This window comes from Bacteroides sp. ET489 (genome assembly GCF_030518095.1).
Taxonomy (GTDB): Bacteria; Bacteroidota; Bacteroidia; order Bacteroidales; family Bacteroidaceae; genus Bacteroides; species Bacteroides ndongoniae.
In genome coordinates this window covers 17,733-40,552 of sequence record NZ_JAULLJ010000018.1, presented here as the reverse complement: position 1 = coordinate 40,552, position 22,820 = coordinate 17,733, and the positions used below count along the sequence as shown (strand labels likewise).

19 protein-coding genes are annotated in these 22,820 nt (G+C 46.5%); 11 read left to right on the top strand and 8 right to left on the bottom strand.

All coding sequences use genetic code 11. The features are described 5' to 3' along the window. Nucleotides 1-22: 22 nt before the first annotated feature. Nucleotides 23-496 (bottom strand): 23S rRNA (pseudouridine(1915)-N(3))-methyltransferase RlmH, encoded by a 474-nt coding sequence (gene rlmH / locus Q3C19_RS11170; protein WP_071149167.1) that lies wholly within the window; start codon nt 494-496, stop codon nt 23-25. 206 nt (nt 497-702) lie between these two features. Between rlmH and Q3C19_RS11165 the strand changes: the two genes are divergently transcribed. The 7 genes from Q3C19_RS11165 (at nt 703) to Q3C19_RS11135 (ending at nt 6,084) form a co-directional block, all read left to right on the top strand. After that, nucleotides 703-1,095: a DUF4783 domain-containing protein gene (locus tag Q3C19_RS11165; RefSeq protein WP_022164459.1), complete on the top strand. Its 393-nt coding sequence runs from the start codon at nt 703-705 to the stop codon at nt 1,093-1,095. Further along, on the top strand, nt 1,088-1,936 hold the full coding sequence (nadC, locus tag Q3C19_RS11160; protein WP_022164460.1) for a carboxylating nicotinate-nucleotide diphosphorylase: 849 nt from the start codon (nt 1,088-1,090) through the stop codon (nt 1,934-1,936). Before Q3C19_RS11165 ends, nadC begins: the two co-directional genes overlap by 8 nt. Before the next feature lie 188 nt (nt 1,937-2,124). Next, a complete protein-coding gene (locus Q3C19_RS11155) occupies nt 2,125-2,676 on the top strand; it encodes an RNA polymerase sigma factor (RefSeq protein ID WP_071149417.1) in 552 nt (183 codons plus the stop codon). Continuing rightward, nucleotides 2,663-3,751, top strand: a complete 1,089-nt coding sequence (locus Q3C19_RS11150) for an outer membrane beta-barrel protein (RefSeq protein ID WP_302729331.1) — start codon at nt 2,663-2,665, stop codon at nt 3,749-3,751. The genes Q3C19_RS11155 and Q3C19_RS11150 overlap by 14 nt, the downstream gene beginning before the upstream one ends. A gap of 19 nt (nt 3,752-3,770) precedes the next feature. Further along, complete coding sequence (locus Q3C19_RS11145) at nt 3,771-4,319, top strand: DUF4943 family protein (RefSeq protein WP_071149418.1); 549 nt, start codon at nt 3,771-3,773, stop codon at nt 4,317-4,319. 12 nt (nt 4,320-4,331) lie between these two features. Continuing rightward, nucleotides 4,332-5,012 (top strand): DUF4858 domain-containing protein, encoded by a 681-nt coding sequence (locus Q3C19_RS11140; RefSeq protein ID WP_302729329.1) that lies wholly within the window; start codon nt 4,332-4,334, stop codon nt 5,010-5,012. Between the two features lie 112 nt (nt 5,013-5,124). Beyond that, nucleotides 5,125-6,084 (top strand): nitronate monooxygenase family protein, encoded by a 960-nt coding sequence (locus Q3C19_RS11135; protein WP_302729327.1) that lies wholly within the window; start codon nt 5,125-5,127, stop codon nt 6,082-6,084. Nucleotides 6,085-6,227: 143 nt separating this feature from the next. On the opposite strand, the gene ald is transcribed toward Q3C19_RS11135, so the two are convergent. Further along, nucleotides 6,228-7,334, bottom strand: a complete 1,107-nt coding sequence (ald, locus tag Q3C19_RS11130; protein WP_302729325.1) for an alanine dehydrogenase — start codon at nt 7,332-7,334, stop codon at nt 6,228-6,230. 212 nt (nt 7,335-7,546) lie between these two features. Here ald and Q3C19_RS11125 point away from each other — a divergent pair, with 212 nt between their 5' ends. The 4 genes from Q3C19_RS11125 (at nt 7,547) to Q3C19_RS11110 (ending at nt 14,690) form a co-directional block, all read left to right on the top strand. Continuing rightward, on the top strand, nt 7,547-9,211 hold the full coding sequence (locus tag Q3C19_RS11125; protein ID WP_302729323.1) for a M23 family metallopeptidase: 1,665 nt from the start codon (nt 7,547-7,549) through the stop codon (nt 9,209-9,211). Nucleotides 9,212-9,280: 69 nt separating this feature from the next. After that, nucleotides 9,281-10,924, top strand: a complete 1,644-nt coding sequence (locus tag Q3C19_RS11120) for a C69 family dipeptidase (RefSeq protein ID WP_277121040.1) — start codon at nt 9,281-9,283, stop codon at nt 10,922-10,924. A gap of 105 nt (nt 10,925-11,029) precedes the next feature. After that, nucleotides 11,030-12,772: a phospho-sugar mutase gene (locus Q3C19_RS11115; protein WP_277121039.1), complete on the top strand. Its 1,743-nt coding sequence runs from the start codon at nt 11,030-11,032 to the stop codon at nt 12,770-12,772. A gap of 331 nt (nt 12,773-13,103) precedes the next feature. Further along, nucleotides 13,104-14,690, top strand: a complete 1,587-nt coding sequence (locus tag Q3C19_RS11110; RefSeq protein WP_302729321.1) for a beta-N-acetylhexosaminidase — start codon at nt 13,104-13,106, stop codon at nt 14,688-14,690. A 131-nt stretch (nt 14,691-14,821) separates the two neighbouring features. On the opposite strand, the gene Q3C19_RS11105 is transcribed toward Q3C19_RS11110, so the two are convergent. From Q3C19_RS11105 to Q3C19_RS11080, 6 genes are all read right to left on the bottom strand, one after another. Continuing rightward, nucleotides 14,822-16,489: a long-chain fatty acid--CoA ligase gene (locus Q3C19_RS11105; RefSeq protein ID WP_302729319.1), complete on the bottom strand. Its 1,668-nt coding sequence runs from the start codon at nt 16,487-16,489 to the stop codon at nt 14,822-14,824. 78 nt (nt 16,490-16,567) lie between these two features. Beyond that, complete coding sequence (locus Q3C19_RS11100) at nt 16,568-18,019, bottom strand: potassium/proton antiporter (protein ID WP_302729317.1); 1,452 nt, start codon at nt 18,017-18,019, stop codon at nt 16,568-16,570. 45 nt (nt 18,020-18,064) lie between these two features. After that, nucleotides 18,065-19,456, bottom strand: a complete 1,392-nt coding sequence (locus Q3C19_RS11095) for a PAS domain-containing sensor histidine kinase (RefSeq protein WP_302729315.1) — start codon at nt 19,454-19,456, stop codon at nt 18,065-18,067. Nucleotides 19,457-19,471: 15 nt separating this feature from the next. Beyond that, nucleotides 19,472-20,818 carry a sigma-54 dependent transcriptional regulator gene (locus Q3C19_RS11090; RefSeq protein WP_302729313.1) on the bottom strand — a complete coding sequence of 449 codons (1,347 nt, stop codon included), beginning with the start codon at nt 20,816-20,818 and terminating at the stop codon, nt 19,472-19,474. A gap of 451 nt (nt 20,819-21,269) precedes the next feature. Next, the gene (locus tag Q3C19_RS11085) at nt 21,270-22,022 is read right to left on the bottom strand and encodes a hypothetical protein (RefSeq protein ID WP_302729311.1); all 753 of its coding nucleotides are present in this window, start codon (nt 22,020-22,022) and stop codon (nt 21,270-21,272) included. Beyond that, nucleotides 21,997-22,800 (bottom strand): metallophosphoesterase, encoded by an 804-nt coding sequence (locus tag Q3C19_RS11080; protein WP_302729309.1) that lies wholly within the window; start codon nt 22,798-22,800, stop codon nt 21,997-21,999. Before Q3C19_RS11080 ends, Q3C19_RS11085 begins: the two co-directional genes overlap by 26 nt. Nucleotides 22,801-22,820 lie beyond the last annotated feature (20 nt).

The following is a 22,820-nucleotide window of genomic DNA, read 5'->3' as shown; positions in this document are numbered from 1 at the left end:
AGCCATTGCACTTTTTTTTCCCTTATTCGTGGTGATAAGGGCCATTGTTCAGGATAGTCATGGCACGGTATATCTGTTCGACAAATATAAGGCGGACCATCTGATGCGAGAAAGTCATACGCGATAGTGAAAGTTTCTCCTGGGCAGCTTCATATACCCGCTGGGAAAAGCCGTATGGACCTCCAATGACGAAAACCAGGCGTTTGTTGACTGTATTCATTTTGCGTTTCATGTAGTCGGCAAATTCGATGGAACGCATTTCTTTACCTCCTTCATCCAGCAATACGACAACATCGCCAGGTTGCAATGCCTTCAGAATGAGTTCTCCTTCTTTTTCCTTTTGGATGTCGGTACTGAGGCTTTTGGTATTTTTCAGTTCGGGTATTACTTCTATTTCGAATTGCAGGTAACGTTTCGTGCGTTGTACGTAGTCGTTAATGGCTGTGATGAAATGTTGTTCTACAGTGCGCCCTACGACGAGTAATATTGTCTTCATAAGTTTCTGGTTTTGGTTGCAAAGATAGGTTTTTTTACCGATTTCACATATTGGGAGTATGTTCTTCGCTTGCTGGTAGGTTGTTTTTGGGGTCAAAATACAGAGAAATTATGGTGCGTTATGGCCTGTTTTATAAAGAATATAAGACTTTTTTCTTGTATTTTGGGATAAATGCTTACCTTTGCCTATCATTAATAATTGTGTAAATGAAAAAGCGAGTTATTTTATTGCTGGCTGGCTTTCTTGTTTGTTTGCCTATGCTTTTTGCTCAAGAGGTGCCAAATGCGCTTGTGATGGCCTTTAAAAAGGGAAATTCTCAGGAGCTTGGTAAATATTGGGGCAATGAGGTCGAACTGGTTATTCAGAAACATACCGAACGCGCAGACAAACGAACGGCAACGAATAAAATGGCCCGTTTCTTCTCTGGAAATCGAGTGAGTGATTTTCGGGTGAACCATCAGGGCAAACGCGATGAATCGAGCTTTATTGTGGGAACTCTGACAACGGCTAATGGCAAGTTTCGTGTAAACTGCTTCTTTAAAAAAACGGGTGACAAGTATTTAATACATCAAATAAGAATTGATAAGACAAATGAGTAAGGAACAAGAATTGATAGACAGACTGATTGATTTGTCTTTTGCCGAAGATATCGGCGACGGTGACCATACCACTCTTTCGTGTATTCCCGAAACAGCAATGGGAAAGTCGAAACTTCTGATTAAGGAGGCTGGAATCCTGGCAGGTATAGAGATTGCTAAAGAAGTATTCCGTCGCTTCGATCCTACGATGAAAGTCGAAGTTTTCATTAATGACGGAGCTGAAGTGAAACCGGGTGATGTAGCTATGATTGTAGAAGGAAAAGTGCAGTCGTTGCTGCAAACCGAGCGCTTGATGCTGAATATCATGCAGCGTATGAGTGGAATTGCTACAATGACTCATAAATATGTTGAAAAACTGAAAGGTACAAAAACCCGTGTGCTTGACACGCGGAAAACGACACCGGGTATGCGTATCCTTGAGAAGATGGCAGTAAAGATTGGTGGAGGAGTAAACCATCGCATCGGATTGTTCGATATGATACTGCTGAAGGATAATCATGTCGACTTTGCAGGTGGTATTGACAAGGCTATCATGCGCGCCAAGGAATATTGCAAAGCGAAAGGAAAAGATCTGAAGATCGAAATCGAAGTGCGCAATTTTGATGAGTTGCAGCAAGTGCTCGACCTTGGTGGAGTAGACCGTATTATGTTTGATAACTTCACTCCAGAGATGACCCGAAAGGCTGTAGAGATGGTTGGCGGGCGTTATGAAACAGAATCTTCGGGTGGTATCACATTCGACACATTGCGCGATTATGCAGAGTGTGGTGTTGATTTCATTTCGGTCGGCGCTTTGACTCATTCGGTGAAAGGACTGGATATGAGCTTTAAAGCTTGTTGATAAATAGAAATATGTTTGGAACGTTTTGATACGTTATGACCTCCCATAAAAGATGCATAGCTAATGCAGATTTATGGGAGGTTTGTTCTTTAACTTCTTTTTAGATTTTATATTGCAGCATTGTCCCAGGTGTTGCGTCTAATTAACGGATGGCGCAAGGAAGAGGCGCCCGTAAAAGAGCATTGGTATTGGAAAATGAGATAGAGTTGGTTGAGGGCTGTAGAGCGGGTATGGATTCCGCTCGGAGGGAGTTGTATACTCTCTATTCCAAACAGATGCTGGCAGTATGCTACCGTTATACGGGTGATATGGATGCTGCTTATGACGTATTGCACGATGGGTTCATTAAAATATTTACCCATTTTACGTTTCGTGGAGAATGTGCTTTGGGTACATGGGTAACCCGGGTGATGGTGACACAGGCTATCGACTATCTGCGCAAGCAGCAACGCTTCAACCGATTAGTGGTGACAGAAGAACAATTGCCGGATATAGCCGATGAAACGGAGGTAGCTGAAGCCGGATCACGGCTGTCTGAAGAATTGTTGATGAAGTTTGTTGCCGAGTTGCCAGATGGATGCCGTACTGTATTCAACTTGTACGTGTTCGAAGAAAAGTCGCACAAGGAGATAGCCGAACTGCTTCATATCAAGGAACATTCGTCCACATCGCAACTTCATCGTGCCAAAAGTCTATTGGTAAAAAGAATTAAAGAATATATTGACCATGAGAGAAAATGATGAAATCACCGGTTTGTTCCGTCGTCGTCTTGAAGGCATGGAGATGGACGTACGCGATGGCTTTTGGGAAGATCTGCAAAACGATTTGCTCAAAGCACAAACTGTATCGGGGAAGAAGACTATTCCTTTCTCTCCTAGATTCTATCGTACAGTTGCCGCAGCTTCTGTCGTTTTTGTTTTGGGAGTTGCTTCTGCTGCTTTTTGGTATTTCTCTCCTAAAGAAGAAATCGAGCAGGCTTTTACAGAAGTAGCAACGTTGGCTCCTAAGGGAAGCTTGGATGGAGATATTGTACAGGAAACCTTTCCACCGGTTCGTCAGATGGCATCGGGAAGTCAGAATACAAGTCCGTTGAGACAGGCCAGTGCGACGCCTGCAGCTGTGGCTGAAGAAGATGAAAACGAAAATGTTTCGGTGAGAGTATCTATCACAATTACGCAACGACTTTACGGTAACCGCCAATCGCAGGGAGGAGGACATTATGCTCAGGCTGGTGGTCTGCACTACAAACCGTTATCCGGAAAATCCTCTGAACAAAAAGAAAATTCCTCTGTTTCTATATCGGAGGAAAAAGATAATAAGACTGAAGATGTACATGCTCCCGTTCGCAACTGGGCTCTGAAAGCTTCGCTTGGTACTTCTTTACCTAAGGGGGATTTTGCGGCACCTTTGACAGCTGGGGTTTCGGTTGAACGGAGATTGAACAAATACCTGTCTTTGGAAGCTGGGTTGCAGTATAATTACTTGCCGGTTGGTAAGTCGGTTGGCAACGATTTGCAGGCATTGGCAGTTCCGTTGCGGCTGAATGTAGCTTTGGCTACATTTCCAAAAGTAGATTTGTATGCAGTTGTTGGTGGAAGTGCAGAGAAGATTGTTAATAAAGGCTTTTCCGAAGATCCAGTTCGCCTTTCGGCTGTGGCAGGATTAGGAGTAGGCTATAAGCTTAATGAACGTTTGTCTTTGTTTGCCGAGCCTCTGCTTTCGCATCATTTTGCAACCGATTCCGAAGTCCGGAGCTTACGTAGTGAACGGGCGACCAACATGAATCTTCTGTGTGGAGTGCGTATGACTTATTAACCATAAATTTGAATGTATGATGAAAAACTTAAGAACTAAAATATATATGTATGGACGCATTCTGACGTTTGTACTCTTTATATTGACTTTTGTCTCTTGTGGCAAGGAAACATTGGACTTTAATAATCCGGATGTTGAACTGTTTGTCAAGCAGTTGAAGAACGGAAATTATTCGGCTGAAGGTACTGATGGTCTAAGTAAGTTTCCGCATTTTAGTCAGGACGATATAGATGACCTGTTGAAGTATGCAGACGATCTGACGGTTATCCCTTCCTTTCCTTTGGCTCCTGTATCCTATTCGGCTGGCGGAAAGTTGCGCTTGGGAGAATGTCTGTTGTGGACTGTAGAGACAATACGTCTGGGACATAATGCTTCTATGGGCTGTAAAATGGTTCATACGGATGCCGAGAATTATGAGGGTATCTACTTCTTGTCGGACGAAGAAGTGATTGATGCAGTGGCCCGCTATCGTCGTTGGTGGGAGGCACGCAAGTATCCGCGAACGATGTGGACAATAGATCCTTGCTATAACGAACCTCTTTGTGGCAGTGGATATATGTGGTGGTAATTTGATTTCCTTATGAAAACATTTTTGCTCGTTTTAGGGCTGCTGTTTACAGTAGCTCTCCCTTGTTATTCCCAAAACTGGACGGCACAGGACTCTTTGCGCTTACAGAAATTGTTGGATGGCGAGAAGCAACCGGAGCTGAATCCGGAGGCTATCGAAGAACTGTTTCACGGAAAACTGATGGGAAATCAAAAGCTGTCAAAACAGAAAAAATGGCTGGACTTTGATGAAACCTTGCCGACTGCTCCTAAGGTTTCTACAGAAAAAGTTGTGCTGACGTTGTATCCTTATAAACCTAATACACCCTATAATTGGGATCCTGTATATCAGAAGAAAATACATGTCGATAAAGACACCTGGCGAGGACCATTCTATCAGCTGAAGACACTGAAGACTCCTACCAATTGGGCTAAAAATCCGTTGGATGCCGGATTGCGTGAATCCGTAGAACAGGTAGAGGCTACAGGTTTACGCTATCGGGCAACAGAGCGGCTGAATAATATGATGGTGGGTACCTGGCAGAGTACGGCTGGCTGTGGTGTAGGAGGTTTGGACTTGATGTTGCCGTTTACCCGAGAATTCTGGAGTTTCAAAAAACGCAAGATCAGAAAGCGCACGCTGGAGGTATTGCGCACGTATGGAGACTCGATTACGGTATGGGAACGAAAAGATATGGACCCAGGTCTGAAGTAAGGTGGAAACTTTTTGTTGTTATTGTTTGTTCTTACTATAAATATGCTGGTATAAGCATGGAATGGTCAAGAAGATTATCCGATACATACATTTAATTTTTTTGTAGTGAGATATGAATAGAATAACTTCTCTTTTTGGAATTAAATATCCTATTATTCAAGGAGGAATGGTGTGGTGCAGTGGTTGGAGATTGGCTTCCGCTGTGAGCAATGCCGGAGGATTGGGACTGTTGGGTGCAGGATCCATGCATCCGGAAACCTTGCGTGAACATATTCGGAAATGTCAGGCTGCTACAACAAAACCGTTCGGAGTTAATATTCCCCTGATGTATCCCGAGATAGAAACGATCATGCAGATTGTGGCTGATGAAAAGGTCAGGATTGTTTTTACTTCTGCCGGTAGTCCCAAGAAGTGGACTGGATGGTTGAAAGAACGTGGTATAACAGTGGTGCATGTTGTCTCATCATCACGTTTTGCCGTTAAAGCTGAAGAGGCGGGTGTTGATGCTATTGTGGCAGAAGGTTTTGAGGCTGGCGGTCATAATGGACGGGAAGAAACGACTACCTTGTGCTTGATCCCAGCCGTGCGAGCAGTAACATCGCTGCCATTGATAGCTGCCGGAGGAATAGCAACCGGAAGAGCTATGCTGGCTGTGAGAACACTGGGAGCCGAAGGCGTTCAGATAGGAACGCGTTTTGCGTTGACTGCAGAAAGTTCGGCCAGTGAAGCTTTCAAGAATTACTGTTTGCAATTGGAAGAAGGAGATACCCGTTTGATGCTGAAGAAACTTTCACCGGTTCGTCTGGTACGGAATAAGTTTAGAAGTGACGTGGAGGTTGCCGAAGCAAAAGGTGCAAGTGAAGAGGAACTTCGTTTGTTATTGGGACGAGGACGTGCCAAGTTGGGTATGTTTGAAGGAAATCTGGAGGAAGGTGAACTGGAAATAGGGCAGGCATCTTCTTTGTTGTGTGGTAAGGGAATCCAGACAGTAGAGGAGGTAGTAAACGACTTGCAGAAAGAATATGCTGAAGCATGGGATGAGATACTTAAAAGCAAAGATGCCCTGATCTGAAAAGCAGGAGAAATTAAGGTATAAGACATTAGTCTGTATGCAAAGAAATACACGGATTGCAACTAACAACGATGAGTGTTGGGAAGCATCCGTGTATTTTTTATGTTTCGAGAAAACGTCTGGTTGGATAAACAGCGTATCTCTTATAGTTCAATAGTCTCGTATTTCAATCCGAATACGTCAGCCACAGCTTTGTAGGTGACTTTGCCTTCTACAATGTTCAGTCCGAGTGCCAGTGACGGATCTTCTTTACAGGCTTGTTTCCAGCCTTTGTTGGCTAACGCTACAGTGTACGGCAGAGTAGCGTTGGTCAAAGCCATAGTTGAAGTAAAAGGTACGGCACCTGGTATGTTGGCTACTGCATAATGCACAATTCCGTCTATTATATAAGTAGGATCACTATGGGTAGTGGGGTGTGAGGTTTCGAAACAGCCTCCTTGGTCAATGGCTACATCCACCAGCACAGTTCCCGGCTTCATCAGTTTCAGCATATCTTTGGTTATCAGATGCGGTGCCTTATCTCCTGGAATTAGGACAGATCCTATTACAAGGTCGATGTTAGGCAGCTCTGTCACAATGTTGTGCATGGACGAGTAGAGTGTCTTGACATTTTTAGGCATTATTTCGCTAAGGTATCGCAAGCGGGCAAGATTTATGTCAGTGATCATGACTTCAGCTCCCATACCGGCTGCAATTTGGGCGGCATTGGTTCCAACAATACCTCCTCCCAGCACAAGTACCCTTGCCGGGCGTACTCCTGTAACTCCTCCCATGAGTTTACCTTTTCCGCCTTGTGGCTTTTCGAGGAAGTGTGCACCGACTTGTGTGGCCATACGTCCGGCCACTTCACTCATCGGAGTAAGCAAAGGCAGCGAACGGTCTTCTTTTTCGACTGTTTCGTATGCAATGCACACAGCCCCGCTCTCTATCATGGCTTCAGTCAGCACTCTGTCGGCGGCAAAGTGGAAGTAGGTAAATACAACTTGTCCCTTCTTGATGAGTTTATACTCAGGTTCGATAGGTTCTTTAACCTTGACAATCATATCGGCAATAGCATATACCTCGTCAATCGAAGGAAGAATCTTGGCACCTACGGCCTGATAGACGTCATCGGTGAAGCCGCTATTTGCACCGGCATTGGTCTGTATATACACTGTATGCCCTTTCTTCACCAGTTCTGCAACTCCTGCAGGGGTCATTCCTACACGGTTCTCATTGTTCTTAATTTCTTTGGGTACTCCGATAATCATAACCTTGAAGTTTTAAATGTGAGGTTAAACATGGCTAAAGATACTGATAATTCTGATATTTTGTTATTTGTGTAGTGTGTTGTATAGCATATATGCAGCTTTTTGCTTGCAAAATGATTAATCGGCATTTGCATACGAGTTTTTTTCATTACTTGAATCTTTCTTTTTATATTTGCCGTACGTTTAAGTATAAAAAATAATTGTTTGTTGTAATGAACGGAAATCTTAGGTCTATTCTCTTTTTATTGGTAGGGTGTGGCTTTTTTGTGCAGACGAAAGCACAAGATGTTTTATTCCACCCTCCTTTTGATTTTCCGATTGTGTTTTCCGGAAATTTTGGTGAAATACGGGCCAATCATTTTCATGGAGGACTGGATTTTAAGACCGGCGGAGTGACTGGTAAACCAGTGTGTGCATTGGCAGATGGATATATCTCCCGAATTCGTGTTACTCATGGGTCGGGATATGTGCTTGATGTTGTTTACGATAATGGTTATTCTACCATCAACCGTCATCTTAGTGCTTTTGTAGGTGAAATAGCCCGTAGGGTAGAAGAACTGCAGTATAAAGAAGAAAGCTGGGAAGTGGACATAACTCCCTCACCTGACGAATATCCGGTAAAAGCCGGACAAGTCATTGCATTGAGTGGGAATACGGGATATTCGTTCGGACCTCATTTGCACTTGGATGTTTTTGAAACATCAACCGGAGATTACGTCGATCCGTTGCCCTTTTTTAAAAAGAATGTGAAAGATCATACAGCACCACGTGCACAAGGCATTATGGTGTTTCCTCAGCCTGGTCGTGGAGAAGTAGAAGGGAAGCAGGCTCCGACCGCATATTCCATGCAACGTCTGGGAAAACCCATTGTAGCCTGGGGATGGATTGGTTTGGGAATTCGTGCTTATGATTATATGGAAGGGGCGCAGAATCGTTATGGGGTGCATACGGTGATCCTGGAAGTAGATGGAAAAGAAGTATTCCGCAGTGTGGTCGACCGTTTTGCTTACGAAGAAAACAGGTACATCAACTCGTGGACGAAAGGACAATATATGAAATCGTTTATCGCTCCTGGCAATCGTTTGCGCATGTTGCATGCCTCCAATGACAGTCGCGGACTGATAAATATAGATGAAGAACGTGCCTATCAGATTGTTTATACATTGATGGATGCGTTGGGCAATACATCCAAAGTACGCTTTACTGTGCAGGGAAAGAGGACTGAGATTGCCATGATGCCTCCTCATCCGGAGAAATATGTTTTTAAGTGGGATAAGACAAATTACCTGCAAGAGCCGGGAATGGAACTTGTGGTGCCTCGTGGAATGCTTTACGAGGACGCCCGACTGAATTATGCCATATATGCCGACAGTGCTGATATTTCCTATACCTATCAGTTGAACGATGTCGTAGTACCTTTGCATGACTATTGTGATTTGAGCATCGGTCTGCGGCATTATCCGGTAGACGATATGTCGAAATATTACGTGGCCCGTGTGACTTCTAAAGGAGGAAAGTATGGTGTAGGGGGCAAGTTCGACGATGGATTTATGAAAGTTCGTATACGCGAACTGGCTACCTATACAGTAGCAGTTGATACGGTACCTCCGGTTCTGACTCCGGTAGGGCAAGGACAATGGGGGCGTACGGGGCGCATCGTGTTTAAGGCCAAGGATAAGGAGACCGGTATCAGCAGTTATCGGGGGACCATTGATGGGAAATACGCATTGTTTGGCAAACCTAATTCTGTCAGTGGAAATCTGGTTTGCGAACTGGATCCCAAACGGGTGAAGAAAGGAAGCAGGCATGTGCTGGTAATGACCGTTACGGACGGTTGTGGAAATAAGACAACCCGTCAGTATCATTTTGTATATTAAGTGCTGTTTCAGGTATGTGTATTATCTGGGAGTTAAATCAAATATATCGATTAAATAAAAAAGTAAAGTATGAAAAGTAAAAGACTGATTCTTTCCGTCTCGTTGGTGCTAACAGCTGTAGTCAATGCACTGGCTTGTACCAATCTGATAGTTGGGAAAAATGCCTCGGCTGACGGTTCTACCATTGTTTCTTATTCTGCCGACTCCTATGGCTTGTTCGGCGAGTTGTATCATTATCCGGCAGGTGTACATAAAAAAGGTACGCTGATTGATATTTATGAATGGGATACCGGCAAATATCTGGGAAAGATAGAACAGGCCCGTCAAACTTATAATGTGATTGGAAATATGAATGAATTCCAGGTAACTATCGGAGAAACGACCTTTGGAGGACGTCCGGAACTGGTAGATACTACCGGAATAATAGATTATGGCAGTCTGATATATTTAGGATTGCAACGTTCGCGTACAGCTCGTGAAGCAATCAATGTGATGACAGAATTGGTTGAGGAATACGGTTATTACAGTAGCGGTGAGTCGTTTACTATTGCCGATCCTAATGAAATATGGATTATGGAAATGATCGGGAAAGGACCGGGTGTGCGTGGTGCAGTATGGGTAGCTGTACGTGTGCCGGACGACTGTATTTCGGCACATGCCAATCAAAGCCGTATTCATCAGTTTGATATCGAAGATAAAAACAATTGTATCTATTCTCCGGATGTGATATCTTTTGCTCGCGAAAAAGGCTACTTCAATGGAGTGAATAAAGACTTTAGTTTTGCCGATGCTTATGCTCCGCTTGATTTTGGCGCCCGTCGCTATTGCGAAGCCCGCGTGTGGAGTTATTTCAATATGTTCACCGATCGTGGAAATGAATTTCTCCCTTATATCGAAGGAAAGAGTGATACACCGATGCCGCTTTACGTAAAGCCGAACCGGAAGATTTCTGTACAGGATGTAAAGAATGCCATGCGCGATCATTACGAAGGTACTCCGCTTGACCTAAGCAAGGACTTTGGTGCAGGTCCGTATCACACTCCTTATCGTCTGTCTCCGCTCGATTTCGAAGTCAATGGGGTGAAATACTTTAATGAACGTCCTATCTCTACACAGCAGAGCGGTTTTGTATTTGTAGCACAGATGCGCTCAGACATGCCCGATCCTATTGGTGGCGTACTTTGGTTCGGAGTAGATGATGCCAACATGACAGTGTTTACACCTGTATACTGCTGTACCGATAAGGTTCCTGTATGCTATACACCTGTTGATGGTGCAGATTATATTACTTTCTCCTGGAATTCTTCTTTCTGGATATTCAACTGGGTGGCCAATATGGTATATCCGCGTTACGACCTGATGATTGATGACGTCCGGGCTGTTCAGACTGAACTGGAGACGACATTCAATAACGCTCAGGAGGGTGTAGAAGCTGCCGCCGCCCGTTTGCTGGAAACCGATCCGGTAAAAGCCAAACAATTCCTGACCAATTATACGAACATGACAGCCCAAAGTACGTGGGAGACTTGGAAGCGTCTTGGTGAATTCTTGGTTGTGAAGTATAACGACGGTGTGGTACGTCGGATGAAAGATGGAAAGTTTGAGCGTAATGCCATTGGACGGCCAGCTGGTGTTACTCGACCCGGATATCCGAAAGAATTTTTGGAAGAATATGTGAAGCAGACAGGCGACAGATATAAAATACCTGAATAATTTGTTAATTCATTTTATGTGTTTATCTTTGTAGCAAACAAGTTTTGAATATATCTGTTGGTAAAGAGCATATGAATTGTAAAATCTTTAAATAAATTTTGTATTATGGAAAATCAAGAACTGATTAAGCAGGTGACTGAGAAAGCTGAACAGTGGCTTACCCCGGCTTATGATGCCGAAACTCAGGCTGAAGTAAGAAAAATGTTGGAAAACCAGGATAAGACAGAACTGATCGAAAGTTTTTATAAGGATCTGGAATTTGGTACAGGTGGATTGCGTGGCATTATGGGAGCCGGAAGTAATCGCATGAATATCTATACAGTGGGTCTGGCTACTCAGGGATTGGCCAATTATTTGAATAAATGTTTTGCAGGAAAAGGTCAGATTTCAGTAGTCGTAGGTCACGATTGCCGTAACAACAGCCGTAAGTTTGCAGAGATTTCTGCTGATATTTTCTCGGCCAATGGCATTAAAGTCTATTTGTTCGATGATTTGCGTCCTACTCCGGAAGTATCGTTTGCTATCCGTCACTTGGGTTGTCAGAGTGGTATTAATATCACGGCAAGTCATAACCCGCGCGAATACAATGGCTATAAAGCTTATTGGGATGATGGCGCCCAGGTATTGGCACCGCACGATACTGCAATTATTGATGAAGTGAACAAAGTAACTGTAGCTGATATCAAATTTAACGGAAACAAAGATCTGATTCAGATTATCGGTGAAGATGTTGATAAGGCTTATCTGGATAAGGTACATTCAATCTCTATCGATCCCGAAGTTATCAAACGTCAGAAGGATTTAAGTATTGTTTATACTCCTCTGCATGGTGCAGGCCGTGCCTTGATTCCGGCTTCGCTGAAGTTGTGGGGATTTGAGAATATCCATTGTGTAGAGTCTCAGATGGTGAAGGACGGTAACTTCCCGACAGTCGTTTCGCCCAATCCGGAAAATGCAGAAGCTCTGACGTTGGCTATCAAGTTGGCTAAGGAAATTAATGCTGACATTGTAATGGCGAGCGACCCGGATGCCGACCGTGTAGGTATGGCATGTAAGGACGACAAGGGCGAATGGGTACTGATTAACGGTAACCAGACTTGTCTGTTATTCCTTTATTATATTATTAAGAACCGTTTGGCTACTGGTAAGATGCAGCCGGGCGACTTCATCGTGAAGACAATTGTAACTACCGAGCTTATTAAGGCTGTGGCTGATAAGAACAAGGTTGAGATGCTCGACTGCTACACCGGATTCAAGTGGATTGCCCGTGAAATCCGTTTGCGTGAAGGCAAGCAACAATACATTGGCGGTGGTGAAGAAAGCTACGGTTTCCTGGCCGAAGACTTTGTGCGTGATAAAGATGCAGTTTCTGCTTGCTCTTTGCTGGCCGAAATCTGTGCTTGGGCTAAGGATCAGGGTAAGACACTGTACGATATCTTGATGGGTATTTATGTAGAATACGGTTTCTCGAAGGAAACTACAGTAAATGTAGTAAAACCCGGTAAGAGCGGCGCCGAAGAGATCAAGGCCATGATGGACAACTTCCGTGCTAATCCTCCTAAGGAAATCGGTGGATCGAAAGTTTGCGTGATAAAGGACTACAAGACATTGAAGATGACTGATGCAGCTGGTCAGGTGACCGATCTGAATATGCCTGAATCTTCCAATGTTCTTCAGTACTTTACCGAAGACGGAACGAAGATTTCTGTTCGTCCGTCGGGAACAGAACCTAAGATTAAGTTCTATATTGAAGTAAAAGGCGAAATGGGATGTCCGAAATGTTATGCAAGTGCTAATGCCGAGGCTGAGAAGAAAGTTGAGGCTGTTCGTGCTTCTTTAGGCATCTGATAGAACTCTGATATTATTTTTCCCCTCCTGCAGCCTGTTTTTTTACGGGTTGCAGGAGGGATTTTTTTTGTCCGTAGTTAGGGTTCCTAAAGTCCATAGTTACGTCGCTAAAGTCTATAGTTATGCCGCTAAAGTCCATAGTTATGACACTAACGTCCATTATCTGGAAACAGTTGTTCGGTTAGGTTATTCTTTTAGATTTTATCTGTATTTTTGTCATGCCTGTTAAGTCGTTGTTCAGTATCGCTTATCCGTGTTTGCTGACTCTTCGGGCGCAGCAGGAGTGACCCCTTACTATGTGGAAAACAACATTTAGAAAAATCAATGTGACATGAAGATCAGAAATTTAGAAAGAAGAATCGTTATTGTGGCAATGGCATGTCTGTTCAGCTTGCCGATGGTGTCTCAGGTTTCTTTATTCCCGACGCCGGTAGAGGTCCGGAAAGTAGAAGGGCATTTCATGGTTGGAAGGAATCTTCAGGTTGGCAGCAACGGAGGATATGCAGCGTTGCTGGCCGGGAAGTTAGGCGAGGAACTGAAAGAGATATCCGCAGATACCCGGGCATCGGGAGAGGTATTTCTGGAACTGAATGAACTTGCCGGTTTGCCTGATGAAGGCTATACGATGGAGGTAACTCCTGCCAAGGTTGTTTTGAAAGCTTCATCGGCAGCAGGACTGTTTTATGCTAAAGAGACATTCCTGCAGTTGGCTGAGACGGCTGGAGGAAAAATCAGATGTTGCAGGATTGAAGATGCTCCGCGGTATTCCTGGAGAGGCTTTATGCTTGACGAAAGCCGTCATTTCTTTGGTAAGGAGAAGGTCAAGCAGTATCTTGACATGATGGCTTCGCTGAAGTTGAATGTTTTTCACTGGCATCTGACTGACGAACCGGGCTGGAGAATCGAAATCAAGAAGTATCCGAAGCTTACCTCCGAAGGCGCTGTAGGAAACTGGCACGACCCGAAGGCACCGGCTCAATTCTATACCCAGGACGATATACGCGAGATAGTGTCTTATGCTGTCGAGCGTCATATCATGATTCTTCCTGAATTTGATATGCCCGGACATGCTACCGCCGTCTGCCGTTCCTATCCCGAAGTGTCCGGGGGAGGTGAGGGAAAGTGGGAAGGTTTCACTTTTCATCCCTGCAAGGAAGAAACCTTTGAGTTTATCAGTCATATTTTCGACGAGATTATTTCTCTTTTCCCGTCACCCTATATTCATGTAGGTGGCGACGAAGTACATTTCGGAAACCAGAGCTGGTATACCGATCCGGAGATTCAGCAATTCATCAAGGACAAGAATCTGGGCAATGAGGTAGGACTTGAGCATTATTTTATCCGTCGGATAGCCGACATGCTGGCTTCGAAAGGAAAGACCATGATTGGCTGGGATGAGATTGTGGATGCAGGCGTGTCGCCCGAGAAAGCTGTAGTCATGTGGTGGCGTCACGACAGAAAACATCAGTTGGTAAAGGCCCTGGAAAACGGGTACAAAGTCATTATGACCCCGCGCCGACCGTTGTATGGTGACTTTGTGCAGTACGGCCAACATACGGTAGGACGTTTCTGGGACGGCTATAATCCGATAGAGGATATTTGCCGTTTTCCGGAACCGATCATACATTTGGCACAAGGCTATGAAGATCGGCTAATGGGACTTCAGTTCAGTATGTGGACCGAGCGTGTGGCCGATGAGAAGAGGCTTGACTTTATGACGTTTCCCCGTCTGGCTGCTGTTGCCGAGTCGGCATGGACACCGGCAAAAAAGAAAGACTGCAGCCTGTTTATGCAGAAGCTGCCCAAATTCCTGAAACTGCTTGATCGGTTGGGCATTTACTATTTCAATCCTTTTCAGCCGGATGCCACTCCCGAACCGGATGCCCCCGATAAAGACGATGTACTGAAGAACGGCTGACCCGAACAGAGCTGAAAAGAAAAACTGCACCGGACTGTAGACATTCGATTCTATGCGTCCGGTGCAGTTTTTATATATGTCGGATTACCTGAAAAGCTTTGCTGCATGTACTGATAGGAGGGAAGGAGTGATCATCCTTTTGCTTCCTGATACATGAAACGCTTGATGCTTTTCTTCGCAGTTTTCTCAAACTCTTCAAAGTGAATCTTGACTTTCGTTATCTGGCAATAAGCAGGCAGTTGCTGGTTCAGTTCTACCCGGTTGTTTTCCATGATGCCTTCGATGTCTTTCTGTTGCAGGCCATGGGCGAAAGCATCGTCGAAGTCGGGATAGATAAGTGCTACAAGTTTATCTTTCTGCAGGACAACCAGCGACTCGGATACATAAGGCATGTTGTTCAGTTTGCTTTCTATTTCCTCCGGATAGATGTTCTGTCCGCTGGCTGTAAGCAACATGTTCTTGCTGCGTCCTCTGACGGTGACGTAACCGTCTTTGTCCATGGTGCCCAGGTCACCGGTGTGCAACCAGCCGTTCGCGTCGATGATTTGCGCTGTGGCTTCCGGATTTTTATAGTAACCCAGCATCAGGTTGGCTCCGCGGCAGACGATTTCGCCTGCTACATGTTGCGGGTCGTTGGAGTCAATCTTGACTTCCATTCGTGAAGTTGCTTTGCCGCAGGAAGCCAGTTTCAGGGTTTCCCAACGGCTCGAACAGATGATAGGACCGCATTCTGTCATACCATAGGCAATGGTATAGGGGAACCCGATGGATTTCAGAAAGCGTTCGACATCGGCGTTGAACGGTGCGCCTCCGATGATGATTTCATCAAAATTTCCGCCGAATATTTCCATCGCTTTCTTACGTGCATCGGCTTTGATGCGGTCATTGATGATGGGCATCCGCAGCAGCAGTTTTCCAATACGGTTGTCGACACGAGGCAGAATATCCTTCTTGATGATTTTCTCGACAATGAGCGGTACACAGGAGATGACCCGTGGCCTGATTTCTGCGAAAGACTGGGCGATAATCTTGGGCGACGGCATACGGGTAAGAAAGTACAGATGGGCGCCGGCTGAGAATCCGTACAGGAAATCATATACCATGCCGAATACATGTCCCAACGGAAGCATGGATACGATGTGGTCACCCGGGCGAACGGGCAACATTTCGTGGCAATAGGCGATGTTGGACCACAGGCTGCGATAGGGTAGCATGACTCCTTTCGAATAGCCTGTTGTGCCTGATGTATAGTTGATGACCGCCAGTTCTTCGGGTGAAGCCTCTTTGCGGTAGCAGATGTGTTCCGGACGGAAATTCTTGGGATAGCGTTGCCCGTAGATGGCATTGCGATGCTCGAACGCTTCCATCAGCCGTTCGTCGCGGCAGACTACCGGGTTGAAGTCCGGCATCAGCACAATGCCCAGCAGTAGCGGCATGGCGTCTTCGTTCAGGTTTTCCCATATCTGGTCGCCGACAAACAGCAGCTTGGCTTCGGAGTGGTTGACAATGTTGTGTATGTTGTCAGCCTTGAATTCGTGAAGTATGGGGACAATGACTGCACCATAGGTCAGGGTTGCAAGAAAGGTCACAGCCCAATGTGCGCTGTTGCGTCCGCAAACGGCAATCTTATCGCCGGGCTTAATGTTGGCACTTTCCAATACGATGTGGAATTTGGCTATTTTCCGGGCAACATCTTTGTATTGCAATGTGGCGCCTTTATAATCTGTCAGGGCATTTCTGTCCCAGTTTTGTATGATGCTTTGCTCAATGTAGTCAATGAACTGCTGTTTCTGTTCCATTTGTTAAATCGGCACACTTTAGTTAAAACCGTGCAAATATAGGGCTTATACCAATGCGAAACAAGCAGTTCATGTTTTTTAGTTTTTACTTTTCTCCGAAATGAGCAGTAGCTTATCGCCTACATGCAGCTTCAGGCTTCCATTGGGAATGAGGTATTCGTCGCCTCTTTTTACAATCATCACCAGTGTTCCCTGAGGCAGGTTCATGTCTTTCAGGGTGTCGCCCTGTGCCAGTATTTCCGGAGTGACGGTCATATCTTTCAGGTCGGAGTCTATCTCATCGGGCAGTTCCACACCGAAGTCGTTGCCTGTTTTAGGCATCGGAATGGAGAGGCCCAGCAATCGGGCGGCCCGCGATACGGTAGTTCCCTGGATGATGAGCGAGACGATGGTGATGAAGAAGACAATGTTGAAGATGGCATCAGAGCCTGGCACATTGGCTACTACGGGATAGGTGGCAAAAATAATGGGAACAGCTCCGCGCAGTCCGACCCATGAGATGAACAGGCGTGATTTGAGCGTTATTTTTTTGCCGAAAGGCAGCAGGCAAAGGAAGACGCTGAGCGGACGGCCTATCAGAATCATGAATACACCGATGAGCAAGGCCACGCAGGCTACTTCGAGCATCTCGCGCGGATTGACCAGAAGTCCCAGGCACAGGAACATGATGATCTGGAACAGCCATGTCAGTCCGTCCATAAAGGTATATATTTCTTTCCTATACATAATCTTGGCGTTACCCACCATCATTCCGGCTATGTAGACAGCCAGATAGCCGTTCCCCTTCAGCAGGTCGGTAAGGGAGAAGGTGAAGAACACGAATGCCAGCAGCAGAATCGGGTAGAGTGCTTGATTATCGATGTTGATTCTGTTCAGGATGAGGATGGCCAGTTTTCCCAGCAGATAGCCGGCGCCGGCTCCGACGATGAACTGCACGATGAACGAGCCCAGTATGTGTGCGGTTTCCATCCCCGACGACTGGATGAACTGTATCAGCACGATGGTAAGCATGTAGGCCATCGGGTCGTTACTTCCGCTTTCCAGTTCGAGCATGGGGCGCAGGTTGTGCTTCAGGTTAATCTTCTGCGAGCGCAGTATGGCGAATACGGAGGCCGAATCGGTAGAAGACATGGTAGCGGCCAGCAGCAGGCTGGTGATAAGCGGGAAGTGAATGTTGGTCCAGCTCATGCCCGAAAGCCACCAGATGAAGAGTCCGGTGAACAGGGCTGTAAGCAGTACGCCCGCTGTTGACAATACGATACCCGGCCACAGGATGGGGCGAATCTCGCTTATCTTGGTATCCATACCGCCCGAAAACAGGATGACGCTCAGAGCAACCATACCGATGAACTGTGCCTCCTGTGCATTGTGGAACTGCAATCCCAGTCCGTCGCTGCCAAAGGCCATGCCCACCATGAGGAAGAGCAACAAGGCTGGTACTCCGAAACGGTAGCCGGTCTTTCCGACAACGATACTGACAAAAAGTAAAATAGAACCGATAAGAAGGATGTTTTCTGCTGTAAAAATCATGTTGTTGAATAATAAATTGTTAGGAGAATACAAAGATAGCAAACTTTAGTTGAATTTTAAAACAAAGGTGGTTTTTTTTCCGGGCAAAAGGGAAATGCTGCCACCCGACAGGCGCATGATTTGTCTGGATATGCTTAAGCCGATGCCGCTTCCGCCCTCTTTGGTCGTGAAGAAGGGGATGAAGATGTGTTCGGCAATCTCCTGAGGAATCTGTGGCCCGTTGTTCGAAATCTCTATGAATATGGCTTCGGATTCGTTGCAATAGGCGCGTATGCGTATGCAACCCGTGTCGGCTTCCTTGTTGGGAGATGACTCGATGGCCTGTATGGCATTTTTCAGAATGTTGATGACGACTTGCGCTATCAGGTTCTCGTCGGCATAGATGATGAGGTCCTCGGGGGCGACATCGGTCTGGAATGTGATGTGTGCGTCGGGATGCTGGTGCCGGGCCAACTCGATCATTCGTGTAATGAATCCTTTGGCGTAGAACAGAGATGGCTCCGGCGTCGGGATTCGGGTGAACTTCCGGTAGGTTTCGACAAATGCGAGCAATCCTTTGCCGGTACTGCTGATGGTTTGCAGTCCGTTGCGTATTTCTTCTTCTACCGTTGGGGTTGAGGCTTCGTCCGCTTTGCCCGGTTGGGCGACAAGGTGCAGCAACATATCGCTTAGCGAGGTGATGGGAGTCACTGCATTCATGATTTCGTGTGTCAGGACACGGGTGAGCCTGATCCACGAATCGATTTCTTTTTCGTCCAGTTCGTTGTTGATGTCGTTCAGGGCAAGAATGCGCAGAGACTCGTCGCGAACCACTATACTGCTGACGCGTACGGACAGGTTGACCGTGCCGCGCTCGTTGCTGAAAGCAATCTGCAGTTTGTCGCCCGGGCGGCATTGGCTGATGGTGTCCGTCAGTCGGGAGTCCACGCGGCTAAGCTGCTTGACGTGGGTGAACACATTGATGCCCAGCAGCCGTAGGGCTTCATCGTTCTTTTGATAGACAGCTCCGTTTTCGTTCAGCACTACGATGCCGGTGTTGACACAGCCCAGAATCAGCTCGTAGTATTTCTCCTTTTGGATGGTTTCTTTCTTGACGTTGTGCAGGATGCATGCCACTTTGTTCAATGCCCGGTTGACTATCCGGTTTTCCCGGTTGTGGTCGTCCTCGTTGAAGTGGATGGAGTTGTCATTGTTTTCAATGGCATCGAGCAGAAAGAGTACGTTGCGTATGTGGCGGCGGTAAAGCCGGTGTTGCCAGTATAGGGCGACGGGCAAGAGGGCGGTGAACACAAGAGCCCAAAAAGTAGGATTAAGGAATCTTGGGAGGGGCAGGGGATGCCACAGGAGCGTTGCCCAGAAGAAACCTGCCATGAAAGTCACCAGCAGACTGACGCCCACCCGGAACGGATAGTATTGTCTTGGATCTTTTTCCTTCATTCGCGTAACAGTTTGTTAGAGTCCGAATTTCTTCATTTTATTGTATAGGGTCTGGCGGCTGATTCCCAGTTGGGCGGCTACGGCAGACAGGTTACCGTTGCAGCTGTCCAGTGCTTTGCGAATCATCTTGAACTCCATTTCTTCCAAAGTCGAGGCCGGCATTTCCGGGCTTTTCTCCTGATGGGAGGTCAGTTGAAACAGTTCGGCAGGCAAGCAGGTGTCATCGCAGATGATGACGGCCTTTTCGATGGTGTGTTCCAGCTCGCGGATGTTGCCATACCAGGGATGCTGCTTCAGCTTGGCTTGGGCACTTTCGGTGAGGCTGACCAGCGGCTTGTCGTAGCGTTTGCAGAAGCGGGTAATGAACATTTCGGCCAGCGGAACAATGTCTTCGGGGCGTTGCCTGAGCGGCGGGATTTCCAGATGTATCGTGTTGATTCTGTACAACAGGTCTTCGCGGAATTCGTTCCTTTGTACCATGTCCTGAAGATTGCGGTTGGTGGCGCAAATCAGGCGGATGTTGACAGGAACCGGGGTGTTGCTGCCTACACGGACAATGCTGCGGCGCTGGATGGCTGTCAGCAGTTTGGCTTGCAGGTGATAGGGCAGGTTGCCTATTTCGTCCAGGAAGAGGGTACTCTGGTCGGCCGATTCAAACTTGCCGGCACGGTCGGCATGTGCGTCGGTGTAAGCGCCTTTGATGTGGCCGAAAAGCTCGCTTTCGAACAGGCTCTCGGTGATGGCCCCCATATCTACGCACACCATTTCGTGCTGGTGGCGGTGGGACAGTCGGTGTATTTCGCGTGCCAGCATCTCTTTGCCGGTACCGTTTTCGCCGGTTATCAGTATGTTGGCATCGGTTGCGGCGACTTTTTGTACTAACAGCTGCAAGTGCTTCATGGCGGGACTTTCTCCCCAATACATGCTGTCTTTTTCTGTTTTCGGTTTTTTCCGGTCGGTGTTGTTGGCCGGTTGCCCGTCTTCTATGGCACGTATCAGGGTTTCGATGACTTTGCGGTTGTCCCAGGGCTTGACGATGAAGTCGGCCGCTCCCTCCTTCATGCCCCGTACGGCTAAGTCGATATCGGCATAGGCAGTAAAGAGCACAACGGGCAGCTTGGGGACAGCCTTTTTAATTTCGTGCAGCCAGTAGAGCCCTTCATTGCCCGTGTTGATGCCTGCTGTGAAATTCATGTCGAGCAGGATTATTTGCCATTTTTCCTCGTTGATGACGGAGGGCAGTGTGACAGGCGAAGAAAGTACTTTTATGGTATCGAAGTAGGGCTTTAGCAGTAATTGCAATGCTGCGAGTACTCCCTGGTTGTCGTCAACTATGAGAATCTTTCCGTATTTTCTGTTCATCCTTATTTCTGGTAAGCTTTGTTTATTCGGGCTTCGCGAGCCATATGCTTGGAGAGCCTTTACAGAGAGGGTAAATGTACGAATTAAATCTGAAACGCAAGCTTTGTCCGGAGGATATTTTCGGCGCTGGGCCGGAAGTTGCCCGATTGCGGCACACGCGGCTTTGCTTTTTATTCTCCAACCGCAGGTTTCCGTCAGGGATAACAGCGGGGGTATGTCCGTATTCCCGTGGGGTTATGTCCGTATCCTCTTGGGGTTACGTCCGTTCCCTCAAGGGGAAACTCTCGTTCCCCAAGGAGGTTACGGCCGTTCCCCAAAGAGGAAACGACAGTTTCCAAGGCAGGAAACGAACGGAAACTGCAAGCGTTTGAGCTACAGAGCCTTGCTCTTTTTGCCTCCTTGCGCTTGGGTTATAAGAAATCTCTTGGCTAGTCGGCGGCGTACATCCGGTTTATATCAGCTGCATCTTTATGCCGAATGAAAGGCTCAGGTAATCTTTGGGTTTCAGATATTTGTTGGTAAATGCGCTTATCACGTAGAGGTCGCATGTGCTGATTTCGTAGAACAGGCTGATTTGTTTAGCCATAAACCGATGTTTTTGGTCGATGTTGAACGTGACTCGTTGCCCTAAGAAAACATGAAAGCGTATTTTGGACGAAAAGCCATAATAACCTTTAGGATAACGGTCCGGCTCGTTCACCCAGAAGTCATCACCAAATACGGTATTCACATACATGCCGCACGTAAGCGGGTTGATGCTGAACGGACTTTCTTTGATGCGTAAGTCCCAGGGGATATAATTTTGTTTTAAAGTAAAGGTGAGTTTGGCTTTTTTCGATTGATATTTAGGCAGAATGCCGAAAAGCATGTCTGTCTCCCACTGATTGTGACGTCCATAGTCCCAACCGGGACCCACGGACACGAGTCCTATATTGCCTGCGAACTGGATTTTGCTGTATGCGGGTATCAGGGCTTCCCAGTGGTTGCGGTAGCGTCGGATGCGATGGTCGTATTTGTTTTGATACGACGGCATGTCTCCGTTGGTCAGTGGTGCCCATATCGTATCGTGCTTTACGATCCAGACGGTATCATGCCGAAGTTCCGCCTGCTGTATTTGTGCCTGAAGCGGAAATGCGAATACGGACAGGAGCAGAGCAAGGCAATATGGAATACCTTTTTTAATAATATACCACTTCTCTTTCATAGCCTTCGGGTGTGATGGTGAAAATATAATAGTTGCGGTGTTTCATGCAGTCGCTCATATAATACATGATTCCGTCCTCGAAAAGTTCTTCTTCGAAAAGGTGGTGTTCGTGGGCTGCAGTGCAAAACTGAATGCCGGGAAACTCGATGACATACCGTTCGAATACCCGTGCCACATTGTTGTTGAACTGGTCGGCATACGGGCGTACGTGCATGGATATGACAGTCTTGTCAAATTCGTCTCGGCGACTCTTTATTTCGTTTTCCAGAAATTCAAAGTCGGGGATAGGCTGTGAATAGTCGTTTTCGAGGGCATTGGTGTTCAGGCAGACAAACTTGACACGTCCGGCGATGAAACTGAAATTGGGATTACCGAAAATGGCTCTGTAGGCTTCTTCGCCAGTTCCCAGACAGTCGTGGTTGCCAATCAGCGTGACGTAGGGTGTGTTCAGCTTATTCATAATGTCGCGTTGCCACAGGAATTCGTTGGTGACTCCGAAGTCGCTCATGTCGCCTCCATGTATCACAAAGTCAATATCGTTTCGCTGATTCAGATGTTCGACAAAATCCTCCGTCTCGTCGTACCATCGCTGTGAGTCACTCATTGTGACGATCCGTAGGGTGTCTTTGCCCAGGCAGCGTGCCTCGATTTCTTCGATATTGTGTGCATTGACATTTGTTTCACCGCTTATTCGTACATCGTAAGGATGATAATCTATCATGTCGCAACCGGCTAGCAGCAAACATGCCGAAATGATGTAAAGTAGGGAATGCCTCATGTCTATATCTTACGTTAATA

Coding starts and splice junctions, on each gene's coding strand:
- rlmH (WP_071149167.1), bottom strand. CDS start 496: ATGAAGACAATATTACTCGTCGTAGGGCGCACTGTAGAACAACATTTC.
- Q3C19_RS11165 (WP_022164459.1), top strand. CDS start 703: ATGAAAAAGCGAGTTATTTTATTGCTGGCTGGCTTTCTTGTTTGTTTG.
- nadC (WP_022164460.1), top strand. CDS start 1,088: ATGAGTAAGGAACAAGAATTGATAGACAGACTGATTGATTTGTCTTTT.
- Q3C19_RS11150 (WP_302729331.1), top strand. CDS start 2,663: ATGAGAGAAAATGATGAAATCACCGGTTTGTTCCGTCGTCGTCTTGAA.
- Q3C19_RS11145 (WP_071149418.1), top strand. CDS start 3,771: ATGAAAAACTTAAGAACTAAAATATATATGTATGGACGCATTCTGACG.
- Q3C19_RS11140 (WP_302729329.1), top strand. CDS start 4,332: ATGAAAACATTTTTGCTCGTTTTAGGGCTGCTGTTTACAGTAGCTCTC.
- Q3C19_RS11135 (WP_302729327.1), top strand. CDS start 5,125: ATGAATAGAATAACTTCTCTTTTTGGAATTAAATATCCTATTATTCAA.
- ald (WP_302729325.1), bottom strand. CDS start 7,334: ATGATTATCGGAGTACCCAAAGAAATTAAGAACAATGAGAACCGTGTA.
- Q3C19_RS11125 (WP_302729323.1), top strand. CDS start 7,547: ATGAACGGAAATCTTAGGTCTATTCTCTTTTTATTGGTAGGGTGTGGC.
- Q3C19_RS11120 (WP_277121040.1), top strand. CDS start 9,281: ATGAAAAGTAAAAGACTGATTCTTTCCGTCTCGTTGGTGCTAACAGCT.
- Q3C19_RS11115 (WP_277121039.1), top strand. CDS start 11,030: ATGGAAAATCAAGAACTGATTAAGCAGGTGACTGAGAAAGCTGAACAG.
- Q3C19_RS11110 (WP_302729321.1), top strand. CDS start 13,104: ATGAAGATCAGAAATTTAGAAAGAAGAATCGTTATTGTGGCAATGGCA.
- Q3C19_RS11105 (WP_302729319.1), bottom strand. CDS start 16,489: ATGGAACAGAAACAGCAGTTCATTGACTACATTGAGCAAAGCATCATA.
- Q3C19_RS11100 (WP_302729317.1), bottom strand. CDS start 18,019: ATGATTTTTACAGCAGAAAACATCCTTCTTATCGGTTCTATTTTACTT.
- Q3C19_RS11095 (WP_302729315.1), bottom strand. CDS start 19,456: ATGAAGGAAAAAGATCCAAGACAATACTATCCGTTCCGGGTGGGCGTC.
- Q3C19_RS11090 (WP_302729313.1), bottom strand. CDS start 20,818: ATGAACAGAAAATACGGAAAGATTCTCATAGTTGACGACAACCAGGGA.
- Q3C19_RS11085 (WP_302729311.1), bottom strand. CDS start 22,022: ATGAAAGAGAAGTGGTATATTATTAAAAAAGGTATTCCATATTGCCTT.
- Q3C19_RS11080 (WP_302729309.1), bottom strand. CDS start 22,800: ATGAGGCATTCCCTACTTTACATCATTTCGGCATGTTTGCTGCTAGCC.